The organism is Azospirillum sp. P4_B5 (assembly GCF_056402275.1).
In genome coordinates, this window is the sequence record NZ_JBFUHT010000024.1 from 11,667 (window position 1) to 33,990 (window position 22,324).

Annotated in this window: 23 protein-coding genes and 1 pseudogene; 13 read left to right on the forward strand and 11 right to left on the reverse strand. The window is 70.5% G+C overall.

Annotated elements, in window-relative coordinates; genetic code table 11:
- Nucleotides 1-31: 31 nt before the first annotated feature.
- Both AC1DVI_RS18925 and AC1DVI_RS18930 read left to right on the forward strand, forming a co-directional pair.
- Nucleotides 32-1,270 carry a DUF2478 domain-containing protein gene (locus AC1DVI_RS18925; RefSeq protein ID WP_476959290.1) on the forward strand — a complete coding sequence of 413 codons (1,239 nt, stop codon included), beginning with the start codon at nt 32-34 and terminating at the stop codon, nt 1,268-1,270.
- 11 nt (nt 1,271-1,281) lie between these two features.
- On the forward strand, nt 1,282-1,608 hold the full coding sequence (locus tag AC1DVI_RS18930) for a DUF1244 domain-containing protein (protein ID WP_014197334.1): 327 nt from the start codon (nt 1,282-1,284) through the stop codon (nt 1,606-1,608).
- Between the two features lie 48 nt (nt 1,609-1,656).
- Here AC1DVI_RS18930 and AC1DVI_RS18935 read toward each other — a convergent pair whose 3' ends face one another.
- The gene (locus tag AC1DVI_RS18935; protein ID WP_476959291.1) at nt 1,657-2,907 is read right to left on the reverse strand and encodes a molybdopterin molybdotransferase MoeA; all 1,251 of its coding nucleotides are present in this window, start codon (nt 2,905-2,907) and stop codon (nt 1,657-1,659) included.
- Nucleotides 2,908-3,307: 400 nt separating this feature from the next.
- Here AC1DVI_RS18935 and AC1DVI_RS18940 point away from each other — a divergent pair, with 400 nt between their 5' ends.
- The 7 genes from AC1DVI_RS18940 to AC1DVI_RS18970 are packed head-to-tail and all read left to right on the forward strand — an operon-like array spanning nt 3,308 to nt 9,167.
- Nucleotides 3,308-3,982 (forward strand): amino acid ABC transporter permease, encoded by a 675-nt coding sequence (locus tag AC1DVI_RS18940; RefSeq protein ID WP_476959292.1) that lies wholly within the window; start codon nt 3,308-3,310, stop codon nt 3,980-3,982.
- Nucleotides 3,983-3,996: 14 nt separating this feature from the next.
- The gene (locus AC1DVI_RS18945; RefSeq protein ID WP_476959293.1) at nt 3,997-4,650 is read left to right on the forward strand and encodes an amino acid ABC transporter permease; all 654 of its coding nucleotides are present in this window, start codon (nt 3,997-3,999) and stop codon (nt 4,648-4,650) included.
- A 35-nt stretch (nt 4,651-4,685) separates the two neighbouring features.
- The gene (locus AC1DVI_RS18950) at nt 4,686-5,498 is read left to right on the forward strand and encodes a transporter substrate-binding domain-containing protein (protein ID WP_476959294.1); all 813 of its coding nucleotides are present in this window, start codon (nt 4,686-4,688) and stop codon (nt 5,496-5,498) included.
- A 60-nt stretch (nt 5,499-5,558) separates the two neighbouring features.
- The gene (locus AC1DVI_RS18955; protein WP_014197340.1) at nt 5,559-6,347 is read left to right on the forward strand and encodes an amino acid ABC transporter ATP-binding protein; all 789 of its coding nucleotides are present in this window, start codon (nt 5,559-5,561) and stop codon (nt 6,345-6,347) included.
- 25 nt (nt 6,348-6,372) lie between these two features.
- Nucleotides 6,373-7,311, forward strand: coding sequence for a 2-hydroxyacid dehydrogenase (locus AC1DVI_RS18960; RefSeq protein ID WP_476959295.1), 939 nt, complete (start codon nt 6,373-6,375; stop codon nt 7,309-7,311).
- A gap of 12 nt (nt 7,312-7,323) precedes the next feature.
- Entirely contained in the window at nt 7,324-8,376 is a 1,053-nt protein-coding gene (locus AC1DVI_RS18965) for a LacI family DNA-binding transcriptional regulator (protein ID WP_476959296.1), read from the forward strand.
- Between the two features lie 26 nt (nt 8,377-8,402).
- Nucleotides 8,403-9,167 carry a 2-keto-4-pentenoate hydratase gene (locus tag AC1DVI_RS18970; RefSeq protein WP_476959297.1) on the forward strand — a complete coding sequence of 255 codons (765 nt, stop codon included), beginning with the start codon at nt 8,403-8,405 and terminating at the stop codon, nt 9,165-9,167.
- 165 nt (nt 9,168-9,332) lie between these two features.
- Here the strand turns inward: AC1DVI_RS18970 and edd are convergent, their stop codons facing one another.
- Together edd and AC1DVI_RS18980 are read right to left on the reverse strand one after the other, a co-directional pair.
- The gene (gene edd, locus AC1DVI_RS18975) at nt 9,333-11,138 is read right to left on the reverse strand and encodes a phosphogluconate dehydratase (RefSeq protein WP_476959365.1); all 1,806 of its coding nucleotides are present in this window, start codon (nt 11,136-11,138) and stop codon (nt 9,333-9,335) included.
- Nucleotides 11,139-11,169: 31 nt separating this feature from the next.
- A complete protein-coding gene (locus AC1DVI_RS18980) occupies nt 11,170-11,673 on the reverse strand; it encodes a gluconokinase (protein ID WP_476959298.1) in 504 nt (167 codons plus the stop codon).
- A gap of 166 nt (nt 11,674-11,839) precedes the next feature.
- Here AC1DVI_RS18980 and gntR point away from each other — a divergent pair, with 166 nt between their 5' ends.
- Nucleotides 11,840-12,898 carry an HTH-type transcriptional regulator GntR gene (gene gntR / locus AC1DVI_RS18985; protein ID WP_476959299.1) on the forward strand — a complete coding sequence of 353 codons (1,059 nt, stop codon included), beginning with the start codon at nt 11,840-11,842 and terminating at the stop codon, nt 12,896-12,898.
- Between the two features lie 64 nt (nt 12,899-12,962).
- Nucleotides 12,963-14,405: an NADP-dependent phosphogluconate dehydrogenase gene (gndA, locus tag AC1DVI_RS18990; protein WP_476959300.1), complete on the forward strand. Its 1,443-nt coding sequence runs from the start codon at nt 12,963-12,965 to the stop codon at nt 14,403-14,405.
- Nucleotides 14,406-14,526: 121 nt separating this feature from the next.
- On the opposite strand, the pseudogene AC1DVI_RS18995 reads toward gndA, so the two are convergent.
- From AC1DVI_RS18995 to AC1DVI_RS19010, 4 genes and pseudogenes are all read right to left on the reverse strand, one after another.
- Nucleotides 14,527-15,222: pseudogene (locus tag AC1DVI_RS18995) on the reverse strand (enoyl-CoA hydratase-related protein); the annotation flags it as partial.
- Nucleotides 15,219-15,650, reverse strand: a complete 432-nt coding sequence (locus AC1DVI_RS19000; protein WP_476959301.1) for a PaaI family thioesterase — start codon at nt 15,648-15,650, stop codon at nt 15,219-15,221. The pseudogene AC1DVI_RS18995 and the gene AC1DVI_RS19000, both read right to left, overlap by 4 nt.
- Before the next feature lie 61 nt (nt 15,651-15,711).
- Nucleotides 15,712-16,221: a S1C family serine protease gene (locus tag AC1DVI_RS19005; RefSeq protein WP_476959302.1), complete on the reverse strand. Its 510-nt coding sequence runs from the start codon at nt 16,219-16,221 to the stop codon at nt 15,712-15,714.
- The gene (locus tag AC1DVI_RS19010; RefSeq protein WP_476959303.1) at nt 16,218-16,691 is read right to left on the reverse strand and encodes a trypsin-like peptidase domain-containing protein; all 474 of its coding nucleotides are present in this window, start codon (nt 16,689-16,691) and stop codon (nt 16,218-16,220) included. Before AC1DVI_RS19010 ends, AC1DVI_RS19005 begins: the two co-directional genes overlap by 4 nt.
- Before the next feature lie 215 nt (nt 16,692-16,906).
- Between AC1DVI_RS19010 and lysM the strand changes: the two genes are divergently transcribed.
- Nucleotides 16,907-17,392, forward strand: a complete 486-nt coding sequence (gene lysM, locus AC1DVI_RS19015; RefSeq protein WP_476959304.1) for a peptidoglycan-binding protein LysM — start codon at nt 16,907-16,909, stop codon at nt 17,390-17,392.
- A gap of 247 nt (nt 17,393-17,639) precedes the next feature.
- On the forward strand, nt 17,640-18,443 hold the full coding sequence (locus tag AC1DVI_RS19020; RefSeq protein ID WP_476959305.1) for a hypothetical protein: 804 nt from the start codon (nt 17,640-17,642) through the stop codon (nt 18,441-18,443).
- A 15-nt stretch (nt 18,444-18,458) separates the two neighbouring features.
- On the opposite strand, the gene AC1DVI_RS19025 is transcribed toward AC1DVI_RS19020, so the two are convergent.
- Genes AC1DVI_RS19025 through osmF form a run of 4 tightly spaced genes read right to left on the reverse strand, consistent with a single transcriptional unit; the run spans nt 18,459 to nt 22,253 of the window.
- Entirely contained in the window at nt 18,459-19,211 is a 753-nt protein-coding gene (locus AC1DVI_RS19025; protein ID WP_476959306.1) for an ABC transporter permease, read from the reverse strand.
- Nucleotides 19,208-20,146 carry an ABC transporter ATP-binding protein gene (locus tag AC1DVI_RS19030; protein ID WP_476959307.1) on the reverse strand — a complete coding sequence of 313 codons (939 nt, stop codon included), beginning with the start codon at nt 20,144-20,146 and terminating at the stop codon, nt 19,208-19,210. Before AC1DVI_RS19030 ends, AC1DVI_RS19025 begins: the two co-directional genes overlap by 4 nt.
- A complete protein-coding gene (locus tag AC1DVI_RS19035; protein WP_476959308.1) occupies nt 20,143-21,315 on the reverse strand; it encodes an ABC transporter permease in 1,173 nt (390 codons plus the stop codon). The genes AC1DVI_RS19030 and AC1DVI_RS19035 overlap by 4 nt, the downstream gene beginning before the upstream one ends.
- 17 nt (nt 21,316-21,332) lie before the next feature.
- Nucleotides 21,333-22,253: a glycine betaine ABC transporter substrate-binding protein OsmF gene (gene osmF / locus AC1DVI_RS19040; RefSeq protein WP_476959309.1), complete on the reverse strand. Its 921-nt coding sequence runs from the start codon at nt 22,251-22,253 to the stop codon at nt 21,333-21,335.
- Nucleotides 22,254-22,324: the final 71 nt, after the last annotated feature.

The following is a 22,324-nucleotide window of genomic DNA, read 5'->3' on the forward strand; positions in this document are numbered from 1 at the left end:
GCCGTCGTCCATTCCTGAAGGAGCCCGCCCCATGCCGACCCTGCGCCCCGCGGTTCCTCCCCCGCTGCGTCCCGGCGCGGTGGTCCATGGCCCCGGCTCCGCCGCCGTGGACGCGATGATCGACCGCTTCGTAACGGAGCTGCGGCGGCGCGGCTTCCGCGTCGGCGGCGTGATCCAGCGCAACACCGGCGCGCCCGGCGACTGCGCCGACCTGATGGAGCTGGTGGACGTCGCCACCGGCAAGGCCTACGACATCTCGCAGCATCTGGGCCGCCAATCGCAATCCTGCCGCGTCGATCCCCAGGGGGTGGCGGAGGCCAGCCAGGCGCTGCGCCGGGCCATCGCGGAGCGCGCCGACCTGCTGGTGGTCAACAAGTTTGCCGGGCTGGAAGCGCATGGCGAGGGTCTGGCGGACGAGCTGCTGGCCGGCATCGCCGAGGGCATTCCGGTGCTGACCAGCGTCGGCAGCCGCTTCCTCAACGAGTGGCAGAGCTTCACCGGCGGCTTCACCTCCCTGATCTCGCCGGACGAGGACGCGCTGTGGCGCTGGTGGGGAGCGCACCGGCTCTACGACGACCTGCTGCACGGGGTGGAGGACGCGGAGGTCCGCGCCATCACCATCGGCGCCAAATGGATCATGGTGGAGACGGACGGCGCCACGGGGCCCGGCATCGGGCTGGCCGCCCGCCCGCAGTCGGCGCCGCCGCCCGATCCGGCGCGCTGGGCCGGCGTCGGCCTCGCCAGGCTGGCCGCCCATGCCGCCCGCTCCTGGGACCCTCAGGAGGCCGCGGTCGGCATGGCCGCCCTGAACGCCCACTACAACCGTCCGGACCTGACCGGCTCCGCGGCCAACGGGCTGGACCTGTTCTCCGGCATGGAAGGGCGCGTCGTCGTCTTCGGGGCCTTCCCGCAGATTGCCCGGCGCCTGCCCAACGCCCATGTGGTCGAAATGAACCCCAGCGACGGCGAGTATCCGGAAGCCGCCGGGGAATGGCTGCTGCCGGGAGCGGAGGGGGCGGCGATCACCTCCTCCACCCTGACGAACCGCACCCTGCCCCGCCTGCTGTCGGTGGCCGAGGGCACCCGCGTCGCCCTCGTCGGGCCGGGGACGCCGTTGACGCCGCGGCTGTTCCGCTACGGCATTACCGCGCTGGCCGGCTTCGTGGTTGAGGACCGCGACGCGGTGGCCGAGGCGATCCTGGGCGGCGGCTCGTCCCGGAGCTTCCACCGCCATGGCCGCTTCGTCACGCTGCACAACGAACAGAATTGAGAGGGATAGGAATGGACGAGAAGACCCGCACCGAGCTGGAAGCCGCCGCGTTCCGCGGTCTGGTCGCGCATCTCCAGAAGCGCACCGACGTGCAGAACATCGATCTGATGAATCTGGCCGGCTTCTGCCGCAACTGCCTGTCCAAATGGTACGCCGCCGCCGCCAAGGAGCGGAACGTGCCGCTGACCGACGAGGAGGCCCGCATCGCCGTCTACGGCATGCCCTATTCGGAATGGAAGGCGAAGCACCAGAAGGAAGCCACCCCCGAGCAGCAGAAGACCTTCGAGGACACCAAGCCCCTGCACGCCGAGATCAGCGGCCACATGCCGAAGAAGTAAGGGATCTCCTCCCTCTCCCGGCCCCCCGGGAGAGGGATCGTCCGGCGCTCAGGCGAACAGGCCGGTGAAGGGCAGGAACTCCACCATGTCCCCCTCGCGGATCGTCGTGGCGTCCGCCGGCATGTCCACCAGCCCGTCGGCCTCGACCATCGAGGTCAGGACGCCGGAGCTGTCGCTGGGAAACTTGTGGGCGACCGGGCGGCCATCCGGTCCGGTCGCCAGACGGGCGCGCAGGAACTCGCGGCGGCCCGGCTTCTTCTTGAACTCGAAACCGGCGACGACGAGGCAGCGGGGGGCCGGCGCGTTTTCCGCCCCCGACAGGCGCAGCACCAGCGGGCGCCCCACCAGCATGAAGGTCACCATCGCCGAAACCGGGTTGCCCGGCAGGCCGAGGAACGGCGTGGTCCCGATGCGCCCGAGCGCCAGCGGCTTGCCCGGCTTCAGCGCGAGCTTCCACAGATCGACGGACCCCAGTTCGCCGACCACCGCCTTCACATGGTCCTCCTCGCCCACCGAGGCGCCGCCGGAGGTGACGACGAGATCGGCGGTCGCCGCGGCCTCGGCCAGGGCGGCGCGAGTCACGTCCGGCTTGTCCGGCAGGATGCCGAGGTCGCGCACCTCCGCCCCCAGCGCGTCAAGCTGGGCGGCCAGCGTGTAGCGGTTGGCGTCGTAGATCGTACCCTCCGGCTTCTCCATCCCCGGCTCGCGCAGTTCGTCGCCGGTGGAGAACAGGACGACGCGCAGCCGCTTGCGCACTGACAGGATAGACCGCCCGACCGCGGCGGCCAGACCGATTTCCTGGGCGCGCAGGCGCAGGCCGGGAGTCAGCACGACCGACCCGGCCGTCATGTCCTCCCCGGCGTCGCGGATGTTGGCGCCGCGCTGGAGGGCGGCGGGCACCAGCACCGTCCCGTCCTCGGCCCGGCAATCCTCCTGCATGGCGACGGTGTCGACCCCCGCCGGGACCGGCGCGCCGGTGAAGATGCGCACCGCCTCGCCCGGCCCGACCGTACCGGGGAAGACGGACCCGGCGGGCACACGCCCCACCACGGTCAGCCGCCGGAGATCGCCCGCCTCGGCACCGTCCGCCTTGCCGTATCCCCAGCCGTCCATCGCCGAGACGGCGACCGGCGGCACATTCACCGTCGCCGTCACCGGTTCCGCCAGGATGCGGCCGAGCGCGGCGCGCAACGGCACCTCCTCGGGCTCCGTCACCGCGCCGTAGGTCCGCTGCACGCGGGCCAGCGCCTCGTCCAGCGGGATGGGGGCGGCGGGGCCAGGGCCGGCGAAGCAGTCCATGCGACAATCCTTCTCCCTTGAGGGCCACCCTCACGGGGCGGCGCCGCGTCATATCACCCCGGATAGTCCGGTGCGCGGTCATGTTCCACCTTGATCATCGTCAAGACGCGGCGCGGCGCAAGCGTCCGTTCGTGGACGCTCCATCACGGTGGAACATCACAGCGGATATTTCGCCTCTTAATTGTTTGATGCGCGAATTAAATTTCGCAGCGCTGCGTTTTCCGTCTTGCGCATTTGGATCGATCCAAATAGGCTCCCCCAACATCCGGCGCCGGAGGCATCGCCACGGCTCGCCGGACGACGAGAGGCCGATAACGAGAATCCCGCACAGGGACCGTCCACCGGCGGCGTACAGCGCCCCGGCATGGTTGCGGCCGGCCCGGATGCGGAGGGAAAGCCCGTGAACTACACCTTCGATTTCAAGGCGGTCATCGATTCCTGGGACTACCTGCTCCAGGGCGCGTGGCTGACCGTGCAATTGTCGATCGGCGCCATGATTCTCGGCCTGATCGTGGCCATCCTCTGCGCGCTCGGCAAGACGTCCGGGCCGAAGCCGGTCCGCTGGCTGATCAACGCCTACATCGAGGTGGTGCGCAACACGCCCTTCCTGGTGCAGATCTTCCTGATCTTCTTCGGGCTGCCGACCATGGGCATCCGCCTGTCGCCCGACCTCGCCGCGCTGATCGCCATGGTGGTCAATGTCGGCGCCTACGCGACGGAGATCATCCGGGCCGGCATCGAATCGATCCAAAAAGGCCAGATCGAAGCCGGGCTGGCGCTGGGGCTGAAGCCGTTGCAGGTCTTTCGCTACATCGTCATCAAGCCGGCGCTGCGCACCGTCTACCCCGCGCTGACCAGCCAGTTCATCCTGCTGATGCTCAGCTCCAGCGTGGTCTCGGCGATCTCGGCGGACGAGCTGACCTCGGTCGCCAACAACATCCAGTCGCAGACCTTCCGCAGCTTCGAAATCTACATCGTGGTCACCGGCATCTATCTGGCGCTGGCGATGATGTTCTCCGCGCTGTTCGCCGGCATCTACAAGCTGGCCTTCGCCTACGACACCGACCGGCGCTGAGGGAGGGCCGAATCATGATCCGCGCCTTCGGTTACAACGAGTTCCTCTTCCTCGTCAGCGCCATGCAATGGACGCTGGCGCTGTCGGCCATCGCCTTCATCGGCGGGGCCACGGTCGGGCTGGTCATCGCGCTGGCCCGCACCTCGGACATCAAGGCGGTGCGGCTGGCCGCCACCGGCTACATCCAGCTGTTCCAGGGCACGCCGCTGCTGATGCAGCTCTTCCTGGTCTTCTTCGGCGCCACGGTGCTGGGCCTCGACCTCAACCCCTGGGCCGCCGCGGCGCTGGGCCTGACGCTGAACGCCAGCGCCTTCCTCGGCGAGATCTGGCGCGGCTGCATCCAGGCGGTGCCGCGCGGCCAGTGGGAGGCCGCCTCGGCGCTCGGCCTGCGCTATCCGGGGCTGATGCGCTACGTGATCCTGCCGCAGGCGGTGAAGGTCGCGGTGCCGCCGACCGTGGGCTTCCTGGTGCAACTCATCAAGAGCACCTCGCTGGCCGCCATCATCGGCTTCACCGAACTGACCCGCGCCGGGCAGATTGTCAACAACGCCACCTTCCAGCCCTTCCTGGTGTTCGGGATCGTGGCGGTGCTCTACTTCCTGATGTGCTGGCCGCTGTCGCTGCTCAGCGCCCGTCTGGAGCGGCGCTACGCCCTGGCCACCCGCTGATACTCCCCTTTCATAAGAACCGTGAGGAAACCCCAATGACCCTGTCGATCACCCGCCGCCTCGCCGTCGCCGGCGCCATGATGGCTGCCGCCACCGTTGGCGCCGTCGCCCTGGCCGGTCCCGCCGCTGCCCAGACCGTCGACGAGATCAAGTCGAAGGGCAAGCTGACCATCGGCATGCTGGTGGACTTCCCGCCCTTCGGCATCACCACCGCCGACGGCAAGCCGGACGGCTACGACGCCGACGTCGCCAAGCTGCTGGGCAAGCACATGGGCGTCCCGGTGGAGATCGTTCCGGTCACCGGCCCGAACCGCATTCCCTACCTGCTGACCAACAAGGTCGACCTGCTGGTCGCCTCGCTGGGCATCACCCCGGCCCGCGCCGAGCAGGTCCAGTTCTCCGAGCCCTACGCCGCCATCGAGATCGGTCTGGTCGCCCCGGCCAACACCAAGATCAAGGAGGCCGCGGAGCTGTCCGGCAAGCGAGTCGGCGTCGCCCGCGCCAGCACCCAGGACAACGCCCTGACCGCCATCGCCCCGAAGGACGCGCGCATCATGCGCTTCGACGACGACGCCAGCGCCGTCCAGGCCATGCTGTCCGGTCAGGTGGACGCGCTGGGCCTCAGCAACGTCGTCACCAAGGAGATCAAGAAGCTGGCCCCGCAGGCCAACTACGAGATGAAGTTCGTGCTGAACCGTCAGGTGCAGGGCATCGCCATGCGCAAGGGCCAGGACGCCCTGCTGAAGTGGGTCAACGAGTTCATCGAAACCGCGAAGTCGAACGGCGAGCTGAACGAGGTCCACAAGAAGTGGCTGGGCACCGACCTGCCCCCGCTGACCAAGTCGTAACGACTTAAACTCCCTCTCCCCTCCGGGGAGAGGGTTTACACGGAGCAGGAGGAGTCCCCCATGGCCTCGGCTTACGATACCACGGACGTCCCCGCACCGCGGCCGGTCAGCGGCGAGGTCGTCATCCGCATGGCCGGCGTCCAGAAATGGTACGACAGCTTCCATGTGCTGAAGGACATCGAGCTGGAGGTCCACAAGGGCGAGCGGATCGTCATCTGCGGCCCCTCGGGCTCCGGCAAGTCCACGCTGATCCGCTGCATCAACCAGCTGGAGAAGCACCAGAAGGGCACCATCACCGTCAACGGCGTCACGATCGACGCCCACCACCGCCACCTCGATCAGGTGCGGCGCGACGTCGGCATGGTGTTCCAGCAATTCAACCTGTTCCCGCACCTGACCGTGGTCGAGAACTGCATGCTGGCGCCCATGCGGGTGCGCGGCACCTCCAAGCAGGAGGCGCGCGACATCGCCATGAAGTATCTGGCGCGCGTGCGCATCCCGGAGCAGGCGGACAAGTATCCCGGCCAGCTCTCCGGCGGGCAACAGCAGCGCGTCGCCATCGCGCGGTCGCTGTGCATGAACCCCAAGGTCATGCTGTTCGACGAGCCGACCTCCGCGCTCGACCCCGAGATGGTCAAGGAAGTGCTGGACACCATGATCGGGCTTGCCGAGGACGGCATGACCATGCTGTGCGTCACGCACGAGATGGGCTTCGCCAAGTCGGTCGCCGACCGGGTCATCTTCATGGACCGCGGCGAGATCGTCGAGCAGGCCACCCCCGCCGAGTTCTTCACGAACCCGAAGTCCGAACGGACCCGCAACTTCCTCGGCCAGATCCTCACCCACTGAGCCCACTCCACGAAGGACGCTTTTGATGAAGCCGGAGATCCTCCTCGTCGAATCCATGATGCCGGACATCGAGGCGGCGCTGGACGCGGGCTACACCGTCCACCGCCTCGCCGGGGCGCCCGACCGCGACCGGCTGGTGGCGGAGGTGGGACCGCGCGTCCGCGCCGTCGTCACCGGCGGCGGCACGGGCGTCAGCAACGCGATCATGGACGCCTGCCCCAACCTGGGGATCGTCGCGATCAACGGCGTCGGCACCGACGCGGTGGATCTGAAGCACGCGGCCAGCCGCGGCGTCCGCGTCACCAACACGCCCGACGTGCTGACCGACGACGTGGCCGATCTTGCCATCGGGCTGATGATCGCCGGGTCGCGCCGCATGATGGTCGGCGACCGCTTCGTGCGCGCCGGGCGCKGGCCCGGCGGCGGCCTGCCGCTGGCCCGCAAGGTGACCGGCAAGCGGCTGGGCATCCTGGGTCTGGGCCGCATCGGGATGGCCATCGCCCAGCGCGCCGCCGGCTTCGGCATGGACATCGCCTACACCAACCGCAAGCCGCGCGGCGACGTATCTTACCGCTTCGTCGCCTCCCCGGTCGATCTGGCGCGGGAGAGCGACATCCTGATCGTCGCAGCCTCGGCCGGGCCGGACGCCCGCAACATGGTCAACCGCGCGGTGATCGAGGCGCTGGGCCCGGACGGGCTGCTGGTCAACGTCGCCCGCGGCGCCGTGGTGGACGAGACGGAGTTGGTCGCCGCGCTGACCGACGGGCGTCTCGGCGGGGCCGCGCTGGACGTCTTCGCCAACGAGCCGCACGCGCCGGAGGCCCTGTTCGGCCTCGACAACACCGTGCTCCAGCCGCATCAGGCGAGCGCCACCATCGAGACGCGGATGGCCATGGGCAATCTGGTTCTGGCGAACCTGTCGGCCTTCTTCGCCGGTCAGCCGCTGCCGACCGCCGTCGTCTGAATGGCGGCGTGAATGACCATCCTCGACGAGCGCGGCGGACCGGCCCGCATCACCCTGACGGAGGTGGCACACCACGCCGGGGTGTCGCGGTCCACTGTCTCGCTCGTCCTGCGCGGCAGCCCGCTGGTCGCCGCCGAGACGCGGGAGCGCGTGCAGGCCGCCATCGCGGCGTTGGGCTACGTCTACAACCGCGGCGCCGCGACCCTGCGCGCCGCCCGCACCGACACGGTCGGGCTGCTCGTCTGCGAGATCAACAACTCCTTCTACGGCGAGCTGACCGCCGGGGTGGATGACGTCCTGGGTGAACAGGGGGTCGTCGCCTTCCTCGCCAACACCGCGGAATCGGGAGAGCGGCAGGACCGCTACCTCCAGCGCATGCGCGAGCAGAACGTGGACGGGGTGATCATCTGCCCCGCCGCCGGCACGTCGCCGGCCCTGCTGGACCGGCTGCGCCAGTGGCAGCTTCCCGTCGTCCAGGCGCTGCGCTTCATCTCCGCCCGCGAAGGCGATTACGCCGGGGTGGATTACGAGTTCGGCATGGAGATGGTCACCGAGCATCTGCTGCGGATCGGCCATCGCCGCATCGCCTTCGTCGGCGGCAACCTGTCCCACTCCGCCTTCGCCGGGCGCCGCGTCGGCTTCGCCGCGGCGCTGCGCCGCCACGGCCTGACCCCGGACCTCGTCGTGCGCTGCCCGGCCACCCGCCGCGGCGGGCTGGACGCGGTGGGGCCGCTGATGGATCTTGCCGACCCGCCCACCGCGATGCTGTGTTACAACGATTTGGTCGCGTTCGGCGTGATGCTGGGGCTGGAGGCGCGTGGTCTCCGGGCGGGACGGGACATCGCGGTGACCGGTTTCGACGACGTGACCGAGGCGGCGATGAGCCGCCCCGCCCTGACCACCGTCGCCACCTCCGCCCGCCAGATCGGGCAGGAGGCCGCCCGCCTGCTGCTGCGCCGCATCGCCGACCCGCAGGGCGCGCCGGAGCGCGTGATCCTGCCCGCCCGGCTGGTCATCCGCGAGTCCTGCGGAGCCATGAGAGTCCAACCCGACAAGCACCAATAACCCAAGAAAAGCGAAGGCCCGAGACCATGCCCGAAGAGAAGAACGACGCCGCATTCAGCGATTCCGTCAACGCCCTGATCCAGGCGCGGAAAAACCGCGACTGGCTGTCCGCCCTGCCGACCCGCCCCACCAGCGAGGCCGAGGCCTACGCCATCCAGGACGCCGTGGCCCGCCGCCTCGGCCCGGTCGTCGCCTGGAAGGTCGGCGCCCGCACCCCGGACTCGGAGCCGTTCCGCGCCCCCATCCACGCCGACACGCTGTTCTTCGACACCACGACGCTTCCCGCCGCTGACTATCAGGTCATCGGCATGGAGGCCGAGATCGCCTACACATTCGCCAAGGACCTGCCGCCCCGCGCCGAGCCCTACAGCCGCGAGGAAGTGCTCGACGCCGTCGAGTCCGTCCATCCGGCCTTCGAGATCGTCGACACGCGCTTCGCTGGCTTCGGCTCGCAGGAGTGGTTCAGCCACATGGCCGACCAGTTCAACCACGGCGCCCTGGTTGTCGGCCCGGCCATCGCCGACTGGCGCTCGCTGGAGCCGCTGAAGGAGCGGGTCGCCCTGATCGTCGACGGCGAGACGAAGGCCGATACGGTCGCCGGCAACTCGGCGGGCGAGCCGGTGCGGCTTCTGGTGTGGATGGCCAACACCGGCGCGGTCAGCCTGGGCGGCCTGAAGGCCGGCGACGTGGTGACCACCGGGTCGCACGTCGGCACCGTCATGGTCCCGGCGGGCAGCACGTCCGTCGCCGTGTACGGGACGATGGGCACCTACGAGCTGACCGTGAAGTGATCGGGCTGTCGCCCTGCGAACAAGGCCGTCACCTCTGGCCTTTATAGCCCTCTCCCCCTGGGGAGAGGGTGGCCCGAAGGGCCGGTGAGGGGGTTGCGCATGGCGGTACGTCCGGCACAAGCGCAACCCCCTCACCCTAACCCTCTCCCCGGAGGGGAGAGGGAATCACACTCCCCCGAACACCGACGCCCCGGCCTCGGCGCTGCCGACCGCCCGGCGGAACACGCCGAACAGTTCCCGCCCGCAGCCGACACCGGCATCGGCCGGCGCGTCCGCCAGCGGGCGCGCGGTCCATTCCGCGTCGTCCACCAACACCTCCAGCGTGCCGCGCTCGGCGTCCAGCCGCAACACGTCGCCATCCCGCACCCGCCCCAGCGGGCCGCCCGCCGCGGCTTCCGGCGTGACGTGGATCGCCGCCGGGACCTTGCCCGACGCCCCCGACATCCGCCCGTCCGTCACCAGCGCCACCCGGTAGCCCAAATCCTGAAGCACGCCCAGCGGCGGCGTCAGCTTGTGCAGTTCCGGCATGCCGTTGGCCTTCGGCCCCTGGAAGCGCACCACCACCACGACGTCACGGTGAAGCTCGCCGCGGCGGAACGCCGCCTGCACCGATTCCTGGTCGGTGAAGACGCGGGCCGGCGCCTCGATCACCCGGTGGTCCGGCTTCACGGCGGAGACCTTCACCACCGCGCGGCCCAGCGGCCCGCTCAGCACACGCAGTCCGCCCTCCGCCGCCATGGACGACGCGACCGGCGCCACCACGGCGGGGTCGGCGCTCTCGCGGACCGCCGCGCCGCGCACCAGTTCCCCATCCTCCAGCCGCAGCGGACGGCAATAGGCGGCGATGCTGTCCTCCTCCCACACGGTGGCGGCGTCGCCGTGCAAAAGCCCGGCGTCGGCCAGCTCCCCGATCAGGAAGGCCATGCCGCCCGCCGCCTCGAACTGGTTCACGTCGGCGCTGCCGTTCGGGTAGACGCGGGCGAGCAGCGGCACCACCGCCGACAGCTCGGCGAAGTCCTCCCAGGTCAGGGCGATCCCCGCCGCCGCCGCGATGGCCGGCAGATGCAGCGTGTGGTTGGTCGAGCCGCCCGTCGCCAGCAGCCCGACCACCGCGTTGACGATGGCGCGCTCGTCGACGATCTCCCCGATGGGCGTGCGCAGGGACACCACCCGCCGCGCCGCCGCGTCGGTCAGTGCGTCGCGCAGCGGCGTGCCGGGGTTGGCGAAGCTCGCCCCCGGCAGATGCAGCCCCATCATCTCGACCAGCATCTGGTTCGAGTTGGCGGTGCCGTAGAAGGTGCAGGTGCCCGGCGCGTGGTAGGACGCGGCCTCCGCCTCCAGCAGCGCGTCCTTGTCCAGCTTGCCTTCCGCGTATTGCTGGCGGATGCGCCCCTTCTCCTTGTTGGGCAGGCCGGAGGGCATCGGCCCGGCGGGCACGAAGACGGTGGGCAGATGGCCGAAGGACAGCGCGCCGATCAGCAGCCCCGGAACGATCTTGTCGCAGACGCCGAGGCACAGCACGCCGTCGAAGGTGCCGTGCGACAGGGCGACCGCCGTCCCCATGGCGATCACCTCGCGGGAGAACAGCGACAGTTCCATCCCCGGCTCGCCCTGGGTGACACCGTCGCACATGGCCGGCACGCCACCCGCCACCTGCGCCACGCCGCCCGCCGCACGCACCGCCGCCTTGAGACGCTCCGGATAGTCGCCGTAGGGCTGATGGGCGGACAGCATGTCGTTGTAGGAGGTGACGATGCCGATGGCCGGCGTCGAGCCGCCGCGCAGCGCCGCCTTGTCCTCCGCCGCGGTGCAGCCGGCGAAGCCGTGCGCCCGGTTGGCGCAGCCCAGCGCCAGACGGCGCGGCCCCTGCGCCGCGGCGGCCCGCAGCCGCCCCAGATAGGCGGCGCGGGTGGGCCGGCTGCGCTCGCGGATGCGGCGGGTGACGGCGTCGAGGACGGGATGAAGACTCATCATGGCGCGGTCCTTCCAGACGGCAGAATGTTCAGGCGGCGGAAGCGATTTGGGAGGACACGCGGGCGGCGATCTCCGCCGGGCTGGCGTCGATGTCGCAGACGATGCCGAGTTCCCCGGACTCCAGCGGCTCCAGCGCCGCGAACTGGCTGTCGAGCAGGGTGGTCGGCATGAAATGGCCGGCGCGCAGCGCCATGCGGGCGTGGATGGTGTCCCGGCTGCCGTCGAGATGAGCGAACAGGACGCGCGTCCCACCGGCGCTCAGCCGGTCGCGATAGCGCCGCTTCAGCGCGGAGCAGGACACGACGATCGGCGCCTTCGCCTCCCGCGCCAGGACGATGTGGGCCGCGATGGTGTCCAGCCAGCCCCAGCGGTCCTCGTCCTGGAGCGGGATGCCGGCGGACATCTTCGCGATGTTCTCCGGCGGGTGGAAGCCGTCGCCCTCCAGGAATTGCCAGCCGAGCCGCCGGGCCAGCTCCTCCCCCACCGAGGTCTTGCCGCAGCCCGCCACGCCCATCACCACGATCGCGTCCACGGCCCCGCTTATGTTAGCGGTAACATCGGGAGACGGAAGAGCGCTCATGCCGGTCGGTCCTCGAAACAATATGGGTGGGGAGAGATGCGCATGTTACCGCTAACAAACGAGGCTTGTAAAGCCCAATCCGGCGCGGGATAATGGCCGCCGGACAACTGGAACGCTGATGACCGCCACCCCCCGCAAACCCCGATCCTCGCGCAGCGGGCGCGCCACCATGGCCGACGTCGCCGCCGCCGCCGGGGTCAGCGCCATGACCGTGTCCCGCGCCCTGCGCCGGCCCGACACGGTCAGCGAGGAGGTGCGCGCCCGCGTCGAGGAGGCGAGCCGCCGCCTGGGCTTCGTGCCCAGCCGCGTGGCGTCGGCGCTGGCCTCGGCACGGACGATGACGGTGGCGGTGCTGATTCCTTCCCTGACCAACGCCGTCTTCATCGACCTGCTGGCCGGCGTGCAGGAGACGCTGAGCCCGCAGGGCTACCAGCCGCTGGTCGGCATCACCGGCTACGGCCCGGAGGCAGAGGAGCGCGTTCTGCGCACCCAGCTCGCCCACGATCCGGACGGGGTGATCCTGAGCGGGCTCGACCACACGCCGGGCACCTGGGACCTGCTGCGCGGCCTGACGATCCCGGTCGTCCACACCATGGATCTGACCGCGGATGGTGAACACAGCGATTGCCCGGTGCAGACGGTCGGCTTCTCGCAGTACGACGCCGGCTACGCCGTCGGCGCGCATCTCGCCGCCAGGGGGCGGCGGCGGATCGGGCTGATCGCCGGGCAGCTCGACCCGCGGACGCGCCAGCGCTGCGACGGCTGGCGGCAGGCGCTGCGCGACGCCGGGCGGCACGACCCGGCGCTTGAGTTGATGGTGCCGGACGCCACCTCCGTCGCGCTGGGCGCGGACCTGCTGGAGCGCGCGCTGGCCGCCCATCCGGACACCGACGCGCTGTTCCTGTGCAACGACGATCTGGCGCAGGGCGCGCTGTTCCAATGCGTGCGGCTCGGCATTCCGGTGCCGGAGCGGCTGGCCGTCGCCGGCTTCAACGATCTGGCCGGGGCGGCTTGGACCGTCCCACCGCTGACCACCGTCGCCACCCCCCGCCGCGCGATCGGCGTGGAGGCGGCCCGCCTGCTGATCGCGGGCATGGCGGACCGGACGCCGAAAAGCCGGGAAAATCCGCGCCGCGTGGATCTGGGCTTTCGCCTGATGGTGCGCGAGACCACTTGAGAGACCGAAACCGACCCCCGCGCCGCGGGGCGTCATCAGAGAGCATGTACGGGAGTTCGTCGTAATGGTGCAGGGCAACTCGACCAGGACCGGAGCGGAAACCACCGCCGTCGGCTCGGCCGACATCGCCGTCCTCGGCCTGGGTGTGATGGGGCGCAACCTCGCCGCCAATCTGGCCGACCACGGGGCCGTGGTGGCGGGCTACGACCTGGACGAGGGGCGCCGCGGCGCCTTCGCCGCCCAGGTGGGCAACGCCATCCCCTGCGCGTCGGTGGAGGAACTGCTGGGCGCGCTCAAGGCGCCGCGGACGATCCTGATGATGGTGCCCGCCGGCGCCCCGGTGGACGAGCTGACGGCCGCCCTGCTGCCCCGCCTGTCGCCGGGCGACGTGCTGATCGATGGCGGCAACTCGCATTTCCGCGACACCAACCGCCGCGCCGCGCTCGCCGCGGCGGCGGGCGTGCGCTTCGTCGGGCTGGGCGTGTCGGGCGGCGAGGAAGGGGCGCGCCGCGGTCCCGCCCTGATGGCCGGCGGCGACGCCGAAGCGCTGGCCCCCGTCGCGCCGCTGCTGGCCGCCATCGCCGCCCGCGCCCCGGACGGCGAGTCCTGCTTCGCCCGCGTCGGGCCGGAGGGGGCGGGCCATTTCGTGAAGATGATCCACAACGGCATCGAATACGCCGACATGCAGCTGATCGCCGAGGCGTATCATCTTCTGCGCGAGATCGGCGGCTGCTCCTACGAGCGTCTTGCGGACATCTTCGCCGAGTGGAACGGCGGAGAGCTGGCCTCCTACCTGATGGAGATCACCACCGACATCCTGCGCACCAAGGACGGCGAGACCGGCGCCCCGATCCTGGAGGTGATCCGCGACGCCGCCGGCCAGAAGGGCACCGGCCACTGGGCGGCGACCACCGCGCTGGAGCTGGGCATGCCCGCCCCGACCATCGCCGAGGCGGTGCACGCCCGCTGCCTGTCCGCCCTGAAGGACGAGCGCGTGCGCGCCGCCGAGGCGCTGGCCATCCCGCACGTTCCCTCCACGGAGGATCTGGTCGCGTCAGTCGGCGACGCGCTGCTCAGCGGACGGATCGCGGTCTACGCCCAGGGCTTCGCGGTGATCGCGGCGGGCAGCCGGCAGTTCGGCTGGGACGTCGATCTGGCCGCGGTGGCGCGCATCTGGCGCGGCGGCTGCATCATTCGCGCCCGTCTGCTCGACCGCATCCTGACCGCGCTGAACCGCGCGCCGGAACTGCCGAACCTGATGCTGGACCCCGACATCGCCGGCCTGATGACCCGAGGCGACGCCGGCTTCCGCCGCGTGGTGGCCGCCGCGACGCTGGCCGCGGTGCCGGTTCCGGCGATGGCCTCGGCCCTGTCCTATTGGGACGGCTACCGCAGCGGCCGGCTGTGGGCCAACATGATCCAGGCCCAGCGCGACTATTTCGGCGCCCACGGCTACGAGCGCACCGACCGTCCGGGCATGGTGCACACGGAGTGGAAGGGAGCCTGAGGCTACGGCACGCTGCCCCCTCCCCGGCCCTCCCCCGCTGCGCAGGGGAGGGAGAAACAAGTCCCCACCCCTGCGCGTCGTGGAACAGCGACTCCACGAAGGCGTCGCGCTCGCGGTCGAGCTGGTCGGCCAGCCCGCCGTAAGCCACCTCCAGCAGCCCCTTGGCGCGCCCCAGCGCCGCCGTCGGGCCGGCGGCCAGCCGCTCCGCCCAGGCGGTCGCCTCGGCCAGCGCACCGCCCGGAGCGGTCAGCCGGTTGATCATGCCGAGCTGCGCCAGACGCGGCGCCCCGACGCGCCCGCCCTCGAACAGGATCTCCGCGGCGAGCTGCGGCGGCAGCGCGCGGGCCAGCGACGCCGTGCCGCCGCCGTCGGAGGTCAGCGCCACCTTGATGTAGGACAGGGTGAAGACCGCGTCCTCCGCCGCGACGATCAGGTCGCAGGCCAGCGCCAGCGGGAAACCCGCACCGCCCGCCGGCCCCTCGACCGCGGCGATCACCGGCTTGGGGCAGGCGCGCAGGCTGCGGATCATGGCGTGGAAGCTCTCCACCCCCGCCCGCACCGACTCGCGGTCGCCGCCGCGCGCCTCCTTCAGCCATTTCAGATTGCCGCCGGAGCAGAAGGCCCCTTCGGCACCGGTCAGCACCACCGCCCCGACGCTCGCGTCCGCCGCCGCCGCGTCGAAGGCGGCGCGGGCCGCCTCCATTAGCGCCGGGCCGATCGAGTTGCGGGTGGCCGGGTCGTTGATGGTCAGGCGCAGGACACGGCCGTCCTGCGCGATGTCCAGGCCGGTCTTCTTATCGTTGGTGTTTTCGGTCATCGGGGCGTTCCCTCCGGATTTTCGCTTCCGGGGGCATATTTGAACATTCCCTCGGCGGAAGCCAGCAGCGTGCCGTCGTCCTTGCGCCGCACCTCGCCGCGGCAGCCGACGATCTTGCGCCCGCCGCCCAGCAGCGTGCCGCGGGCCACCACCGTGCCCTCGGCCACGGCACCGAGAAAGCTGGAGGACAGCGACAGCGTGACCACCCGGCGCGAATGGCCGGGCACCGCGCAGTGGGTCGCCGCGAATCCCATGACGGTGTCGAGCAAGGTCATCAGCGCGCCGCCGTGCAGGACACCGCCCCGGTTGCGGTGCTGCGGAGCGATGGTCAGCTCCACCTCCGCGACGCCTTCCTCCCAGCGCACCAGCGTGTAGCCGAGCAGGGTCTGGAAGCCGGAGGCCGGTTCCCCCTTCATCAAGTCGTCCATAAAAGCGCTCTCCAACCCGTCTTCTTGGTTCTGGAGCGCCAGTGTGGCACAGAAGGGCGTGTCAGTGCCGCCGCGCCGCCTTCAAAAAGCGCTCGCGGTCGCTGGAGCCGACGCGCATGTCGAAGACGTCCCCCTCCCGCTCCATGGTCAGCGGCACGTCCACCCCCGCCGGGCCGAGATTCCACAGGGCCCGGTAGAAGTCGGCCAGCGAACCCACCGGCTGCCCGGCGACGGCGCGGACCACATCGCCGGCCCGCAGTTCCGCCCGCTGCGCCGGCCCGTCGCCGGCCAGACCGACCAGCACCACCCGCTCCCGCTCGTCCTGCGTGGCGTAGAGGCCAAGCCAGGGGCGCGGCGGGCCGCCGGCCTTCCCGCGGGTCATCAGGTCGTCCAGGATCGGCTTCAGCAGGTCGATGGGCACGTTCATGTTCAGCGGCAGGACGCGCTCCTCCGGTGCCCGGTACTGGAGTTGCAGGGAACCGATGCCCAACAGTTCGCCCCCCGCCCCCAGCATCGCCGTGCCGCCCCAGTTCGGATGGGCCGGCAGGGTGAACAGCGCGTCGTCGATCATGTACTCCCAGTAGCCGGCGAATTCCTGCCGGGGACCACCCGCGCGGTCAGCGACCGCTCGCGCCCGCCGGCTCCAGCAACCACCACCGGGTCGCCCAACTCCACATGGCGGGAGGAGCCGAGCATCAGAGCCGGCACGCCCAGCGGCGACAGCGCCTGCACCAGCCCGAACCCGCTGGTGTGGTCGTAGGCGACCACATACGCCTGCACCGCCCGCCCGTCGTTGGTGGTCAGCCAGATATCCTCGGCCTCCGCGATCAGATAGCCGATGGTCAGGACCAGCCCGTCCTCGCGGATGACGGCGCCCTGCCCGGCGCGCTCGGTGCCTAGCACGCCGGCAGTGTAGGCGTCTTCGGGAACGCTGGCGCGCAGCCCGACCACGGCGGACAGCGCCCGGTCCAGATCATAGGCCAGATCATCCGGGTCGGGCTGGAATTGCGGCGGAATCCGCCAGTCGTCGGACAGGTTCATCGGCGGCTCCTTTGCGCAGGGGGGGCGGTATGATCCTCTCCCCTTTCGGCGTGATTCTCTATGGCGTTATTTGGGCTCCATGGCCTTATTTGGGAAGTCGAACGCGCCTGCTAAGCCCGGCGTTCCTACCCCCCTCCTCCGCGCGTGAAACCAGCGAGCCGCAGCGATGTTGTCCGGGATCGCTTCACCAAGGCGACCAACCGAGGGAGGACATGATGGGCCTGTTCGATTTCTTCCGCCGCGATCATGGCGAAAAGGTCGGTACCGCGGACACCCCGACCGCCGACGAGCTGAAATCCCACCTGTCGCAGGTCGGTCTGCCGACCAACGGCCTGGACATCCAGGTCGCCGACGACACGGTGACCGTGCGCGGCAGCGCCGCCTCGCAGGAGGAGAAGGAGAAGATCGCCGTGGCGCTCGGCAACGTGAAGGGCGTGTCGCGGGTCGACGACCAGACCGCCGTCATCGCCAAGGACCAGGGGGCGGGCGGTCCGGACCAGCCGACCGTGCCGCCGACCGAGCAGCCGGCCAGCCAGACGCAGTTCCACACGGTGGAGAAGGGCGACACCCTGTCCGCCATCGCCAAGAAGGTCTACGGCGACCCCAACCGCTACAACGCCATCTTCGAGGCGAACAAGCCGATGCTGAAGGACCCGAACAAGATCTATCCCGGTCAGGTCCTGCGCATCCCGCCGCAGTGACGCGGCACCGTCCTGCGGCGAGGGGAAGCGACCCCGCCGCGGGATCGGTCCGCAAAGGTGCAGATCGCGCCGGAGTCTCCCGTCATTCCGACCGATCTCGAATTGCTCCGCCCAAGCCCGTTCGGCAGGCTCTCCCTCACAATCCGGCAGGGAGGCGCAGGCCATGAAGATTATGGGATACCCCGACGAACTCATTCCGCGCGTCGCGGCGGCCAACTTGGGAACCTGCCAGGACCGCCCGGCCTGTGTGAAGTTCCTGGAGGGACTTGCCGCGGCGGAAAAGGCGTACGAGTCGATCACCTGGAACCGGGTGATGCTGCACGCCCTCGCCAATCTGGAGCCGCTGGACGACGACGTCATCAGCACCTACGAAGCCGAGGTGGCCAAGGTCATCACCCCCATGCTCCGGAAGCTGAAGACCGCCGGCACTCTGGCCGCGGAGGCCGCAAAGGATCTGGGCGTTCTGACGAAGGCTCACCCGAAGGCCACGGTGGCGAAGAAGGCCTTGGCCTTCGCCAAATCGGTGCCGGGCGTCACGACCAAGCTCATCAAGGCGTTCGAGGAGGCCGTCGCCAAGGACCGCAAGGACATCAGCGCGCGATTGGCGAAGGACGAGGCCTCCTATGAGAAGCAGCGCAAGGCAGCCGAGAAGGCGCGGGCGCAGGACAAGAACAGTTCGTTCGTCAACCCCTTCGTGGAAAAGGGGATCGAGGAGATCCTGAAAAGCAACAAGCTGACGCTGCTGTTGCATGCCTTCGCCGAGCAGGGACGAACCGGCGAGAACATCGAATTCCTGTCGATCACCCGCAAGGGCGTCGATCAGAAAAGCGCGCCAAAACTCTACAAGGTGTTCATCAATCAGAACAGCGTCAAAGGCCTGAACATCGACGACCACCTCAGGATTGACTTTTTTAACGGAATTGACAGCGGCGCTTACACAGACGCTCTGAAGAGCATCCGGACGCATGTGCTGAAAGTCGTGAACGAAGACACGCTGCCACGCGCCAGGAAGCTCGACGAATCCGCCCTGCGGAAGCTCGGCTACAAGTGAGCGTCGAGCCGCCCCTCAAACCGCGTCGGGCCGCCAGCGGGTCAGGTGCGCCGCCAGCCGGTCGAAGCCGGCGTCCAGCACCACCGCCAGGGCGGCCACGATCACCGCCCCCTGGATGACGTAGGCGGGGTTGGAGCCGTTCAGCCCGACGATGATCGGCAGGCCGAGCGTCTTCGCCCCCACCGTGGAGGCGATGGCCGCCGTGCCGAGATTGACGACCGCCGCCGTCCGCACCCCGGCCAGGATCACCGGGGCGGCCAGCGGCAGTTCCACCCGCCACAGCATGGCAGCCGGCCCCATGCCCATGCCGCGCGCGGCCTCGCGCACCGGTTCCGGCACCGACTCCAGACCGGCCACGGTGTTCTCCACGATGGGCAGCAGCCCGTAGAGCGTCAGGGCGATCAGCGCCGGGGCCGGGCCGAAGCCGAGGACGGGGACCGAAACGGCCAGCACCGCCACCGGCGGGAAGGTCTGGCCCATCGCCGCCACCGCGTCGAGGACGCCGCGAAACTCCCGTCCAAAGGGCCGGGTCACCGCGATGCCCGCCGCCCCGCCGAGCAGAACCGCGATCAGGCTCGCCCCGCCGGCCAGCGCCAGATGGTCCAGCGTCAGGGCGAGGAAGCCATCCGCCTCGTACAAGGGCCGGTCGAGCGCCGGGAAGGCGGCGGCGAACAGCGGCTTCAACGCCGGCATCCCCAGCACCAGTGCCGCCAGGACGAGCAGCCCGAGCGTCAGCCGGTCGGTCAGCAGGCTCCGCAGGCGGCTCACGGCCGGTCCGGCCCGCGCAGCAGGTCGGCGAGATGGAGCGTGCCCGCCAAGCGTCCCTGCCCGTCCGCCACGGGAAGCCGGTCGGTGCCGCGCGCCACCATCGCGGCCAGCGCCTGACGCAGCGACGCCCCGGCCGCCAGGGGATCGCCCGGCACCGCTTCGCCGGGGCGCAGCCGCTCCGCCACCGTCTCCACGGCCAGCCGCTTCAGCCCCCAATCCTCGCGCCCCACCAGATCGCGCACCCGGTCGTCGGCGGGGTCGGTCAGGATGTCGAGCGGCGTGCCGGTCTGCACCAGCCGCCCGCGGTCCAGCACGGCGATCCGGCTGGCCAGCGCCAGCGCCTCGTCCATGTCGTGGGTGACGAAGACGATGGTGGTCCCGGTCGCCTTGTGGATCGCCGCCATCTCCGCCTGCAAGGCGCCGCGGGTGATCGGGTCGAGCGCGCTGAACGGCTCATCCATCAGCAGGATGTGCGGCTCCGCCGCCAGCGCGCGGGCGACGCCGACACGCTGCTGCTGCCCGCCGGACAGCTCGTGCGGGTAGGCGCCGCGGTAGCGCTCCGGGTCGAGGTTCAGCAGGGCGAGCAGCTCCGTCACCCGGTCGCGCACCCGCGCCCTGGGCCAGCCAAGCAACTCGGGCACGGCGGCGATGTTGCGCTCCACCGTCCAGTGGGGGAACAGCCCGATGCTCTGGATCACGTAGCCCATGCGGCGGCGCAGCGCCTCCGGCTTCAGGCGGGCGATGTCCTCCCCCTCCACCCGGATGGTCCCGCCATCCGGTGCGATCAAGCGGTTCATCATCCGCAGCACCGTCGACTTGCCGGATCCGGACGGCCCGATCAGCACCCGGAACTCCCCGGCTGCCACGGTCAGCGACAGGTCGTCCACGGCGGTCCAGGCGCCGAACCGCTTGGTCACTCCCTCGAAGGCGATCACGCCGCCGCCCTCCCAACTCTCGACAGCGCCAGCGCCGAGGCCAGCTTCAGCGCCCCGTCGGCGGCGACGGCCAGCAGGATCACCGGCACCGCCCCCAGCAGCACGAGGTCCAGCGCGTTGGCGAACAGGCCCTGGAACATGATGGCTCCCAGTCCCCCGGCGCCGATCAGCGCCGCCACCGCGGCCAGTCCGACCGCCTGGACCAGGGTGATCCGCAGACCGGCCAGGAACACCGGCAGGGCCAAGGGCGCCTCGACCCGCCAGAAGATTTGGCGCGGCGTCATGCCGATGCCGCGCGCCGCCTCCCGCACCGGCTCCGGCACGCCGGCCAGCCCGGCGGCGGTGTTGCGCGCGATGGGCAGCAGCGAATAGAGCGTCAGCGCGATCACCGCCGGCACCGGCCCCACCCCGCCGATCCCCAGCCACGGAAAGGCGGCGGCCAGCGCCGACAGCGGGGCCAGCAGCAGCCCGAACAGGGCGATGGACGGGATCGTCTGCACGACGTTCAGCACCGGGAAGACCAGCCGCCCCACGGCGGGGGAGCGCTGCGCGGCAATGCCCAGCGGCACGCCGATCAGCAGGGTCGGTGCCAGGGCCGCGGCGACCAGGGCGGCGTGGCGCAGCACGGCCCCGGCGAAGACGTCCCGCTGGTTGGCATATTCCTTCATGATCGAGAGCTGGTCGAGATGCCCGGCGGCGAACTGCCCGCCGATCAGCGCCGCTGCCAGAGCGCCCACGGCGACCCGCCCGGCAGGCCCCAGCCCCAGCCGCCGCACCCCGTCCAAAACGGCGAGCAGAGCCGCCGCCTCCATCACCCAGAATCCCGCCCCGAAGGAGATCCGCGCCGCCGGGCTGGCTGTCGCGGCGAGTTGTGCGGCGTGCTGCCCGGCCAGCCAGACCAGCCCCGCCGCCGCCAGAACGCCCGCCCCGACATACAGGGCATTCACCGCCCGGCCCGCCCGGAGGAAGGGCACGGCCAGCAGCAGGGCGACCGGCAGCAGCGCCGCCCCGCTCCACCCGGCGCCCGCCACCGCGCTCAGCGCGATGGCCTTCCCCGACAGCAGCCGATTTGGCGCGAAGCCGAGGAACGGCAAGCCGAGCGCCGCCGCCACGGTCATGACGGCGAGCAGCAGGGCGACGCGGTTGTGGATCAAACGAACGCGGGCCATTCCGTCGGTTCAGGCCGTCAGTTCAGAAATCCCTTGGATTTTAGATAGGTCGTGGCGACCGCGCGCGGGTCCTGCCCCTCCACGGAAATCTTGGCGTTCAGCCCGCGCAGGGTCTCGGTGTCGAGGGACTTGAAGACCGGGTCCAGCAGGTCGCGGATCTTGGGATGGGCATCCAGCACCCCGTCGCGGATGGTTGGGGCCGGGGCGTAGACCATCTGCGCGTTCTTGGTGTCCTTCATGACAACGAGGTCCAGCGCGGCGATGGCGCCGTCCGTGCCGTAGACCATGGCGGTGTTGACTCCTGACGTGCCCTCCGCCGCCGCGCGGATGGTCGCCGCGGTGTCGCCGCCGGCCAGCACCAGGATCTGGTCGGGCTTCAACGTGAAGCCGTAGGATTTCTGAAAGGAGGGCAGCGCCGCCGGGCTTTCCACGAACTCCGCCGAGGCGGCGAGCTTCGCCGTGCCGCCGGCACCGACCCAGCGCGAGAAATCCTCCATGGTGGCGAGGTTGTTGGGCGCCGCCACGTCGCGGCGCAGCGCGATGGCCCAGGTGTTGTTCGCCGGGGCCGGGGTCAGCCAGACGATGTTGTGTTTGTCCCGGTCGAGCTGCTTCACCGTCTCATAGCCCGCGGTGGCGTTCTTCCAGGCCGGATCGCTGTCGAGGTTGAAGAAGAAGGCGCCGTTGCCGGTGTATTCCGGATAGACGTCGATCTCTCCGGCCAGCAGGGCGCTGCGCACGATCCGGGTGGGGCCGAGCTGGATCTTGTTCTCGACCGGGATGCCGTTGGCCTCCAGCACCTGAAGGATCATGGTGCCGAGCAGGCCGCTTTCGGCGTCCAGCTTCGATCCGACACGGACCTTGTCCGCCGCCGCGGCGCTCCCCGCCGTCAGCAGCGCTCCCAGCGCCAGGGCGGCCACCGCCCGAACCACACGCCGCATCCCCCGCATCCTCCCAACCATCGTCCAATCCGTCCGTCCGCCAGCATGGGGAAGCCGGGCCGCCGCGGCAA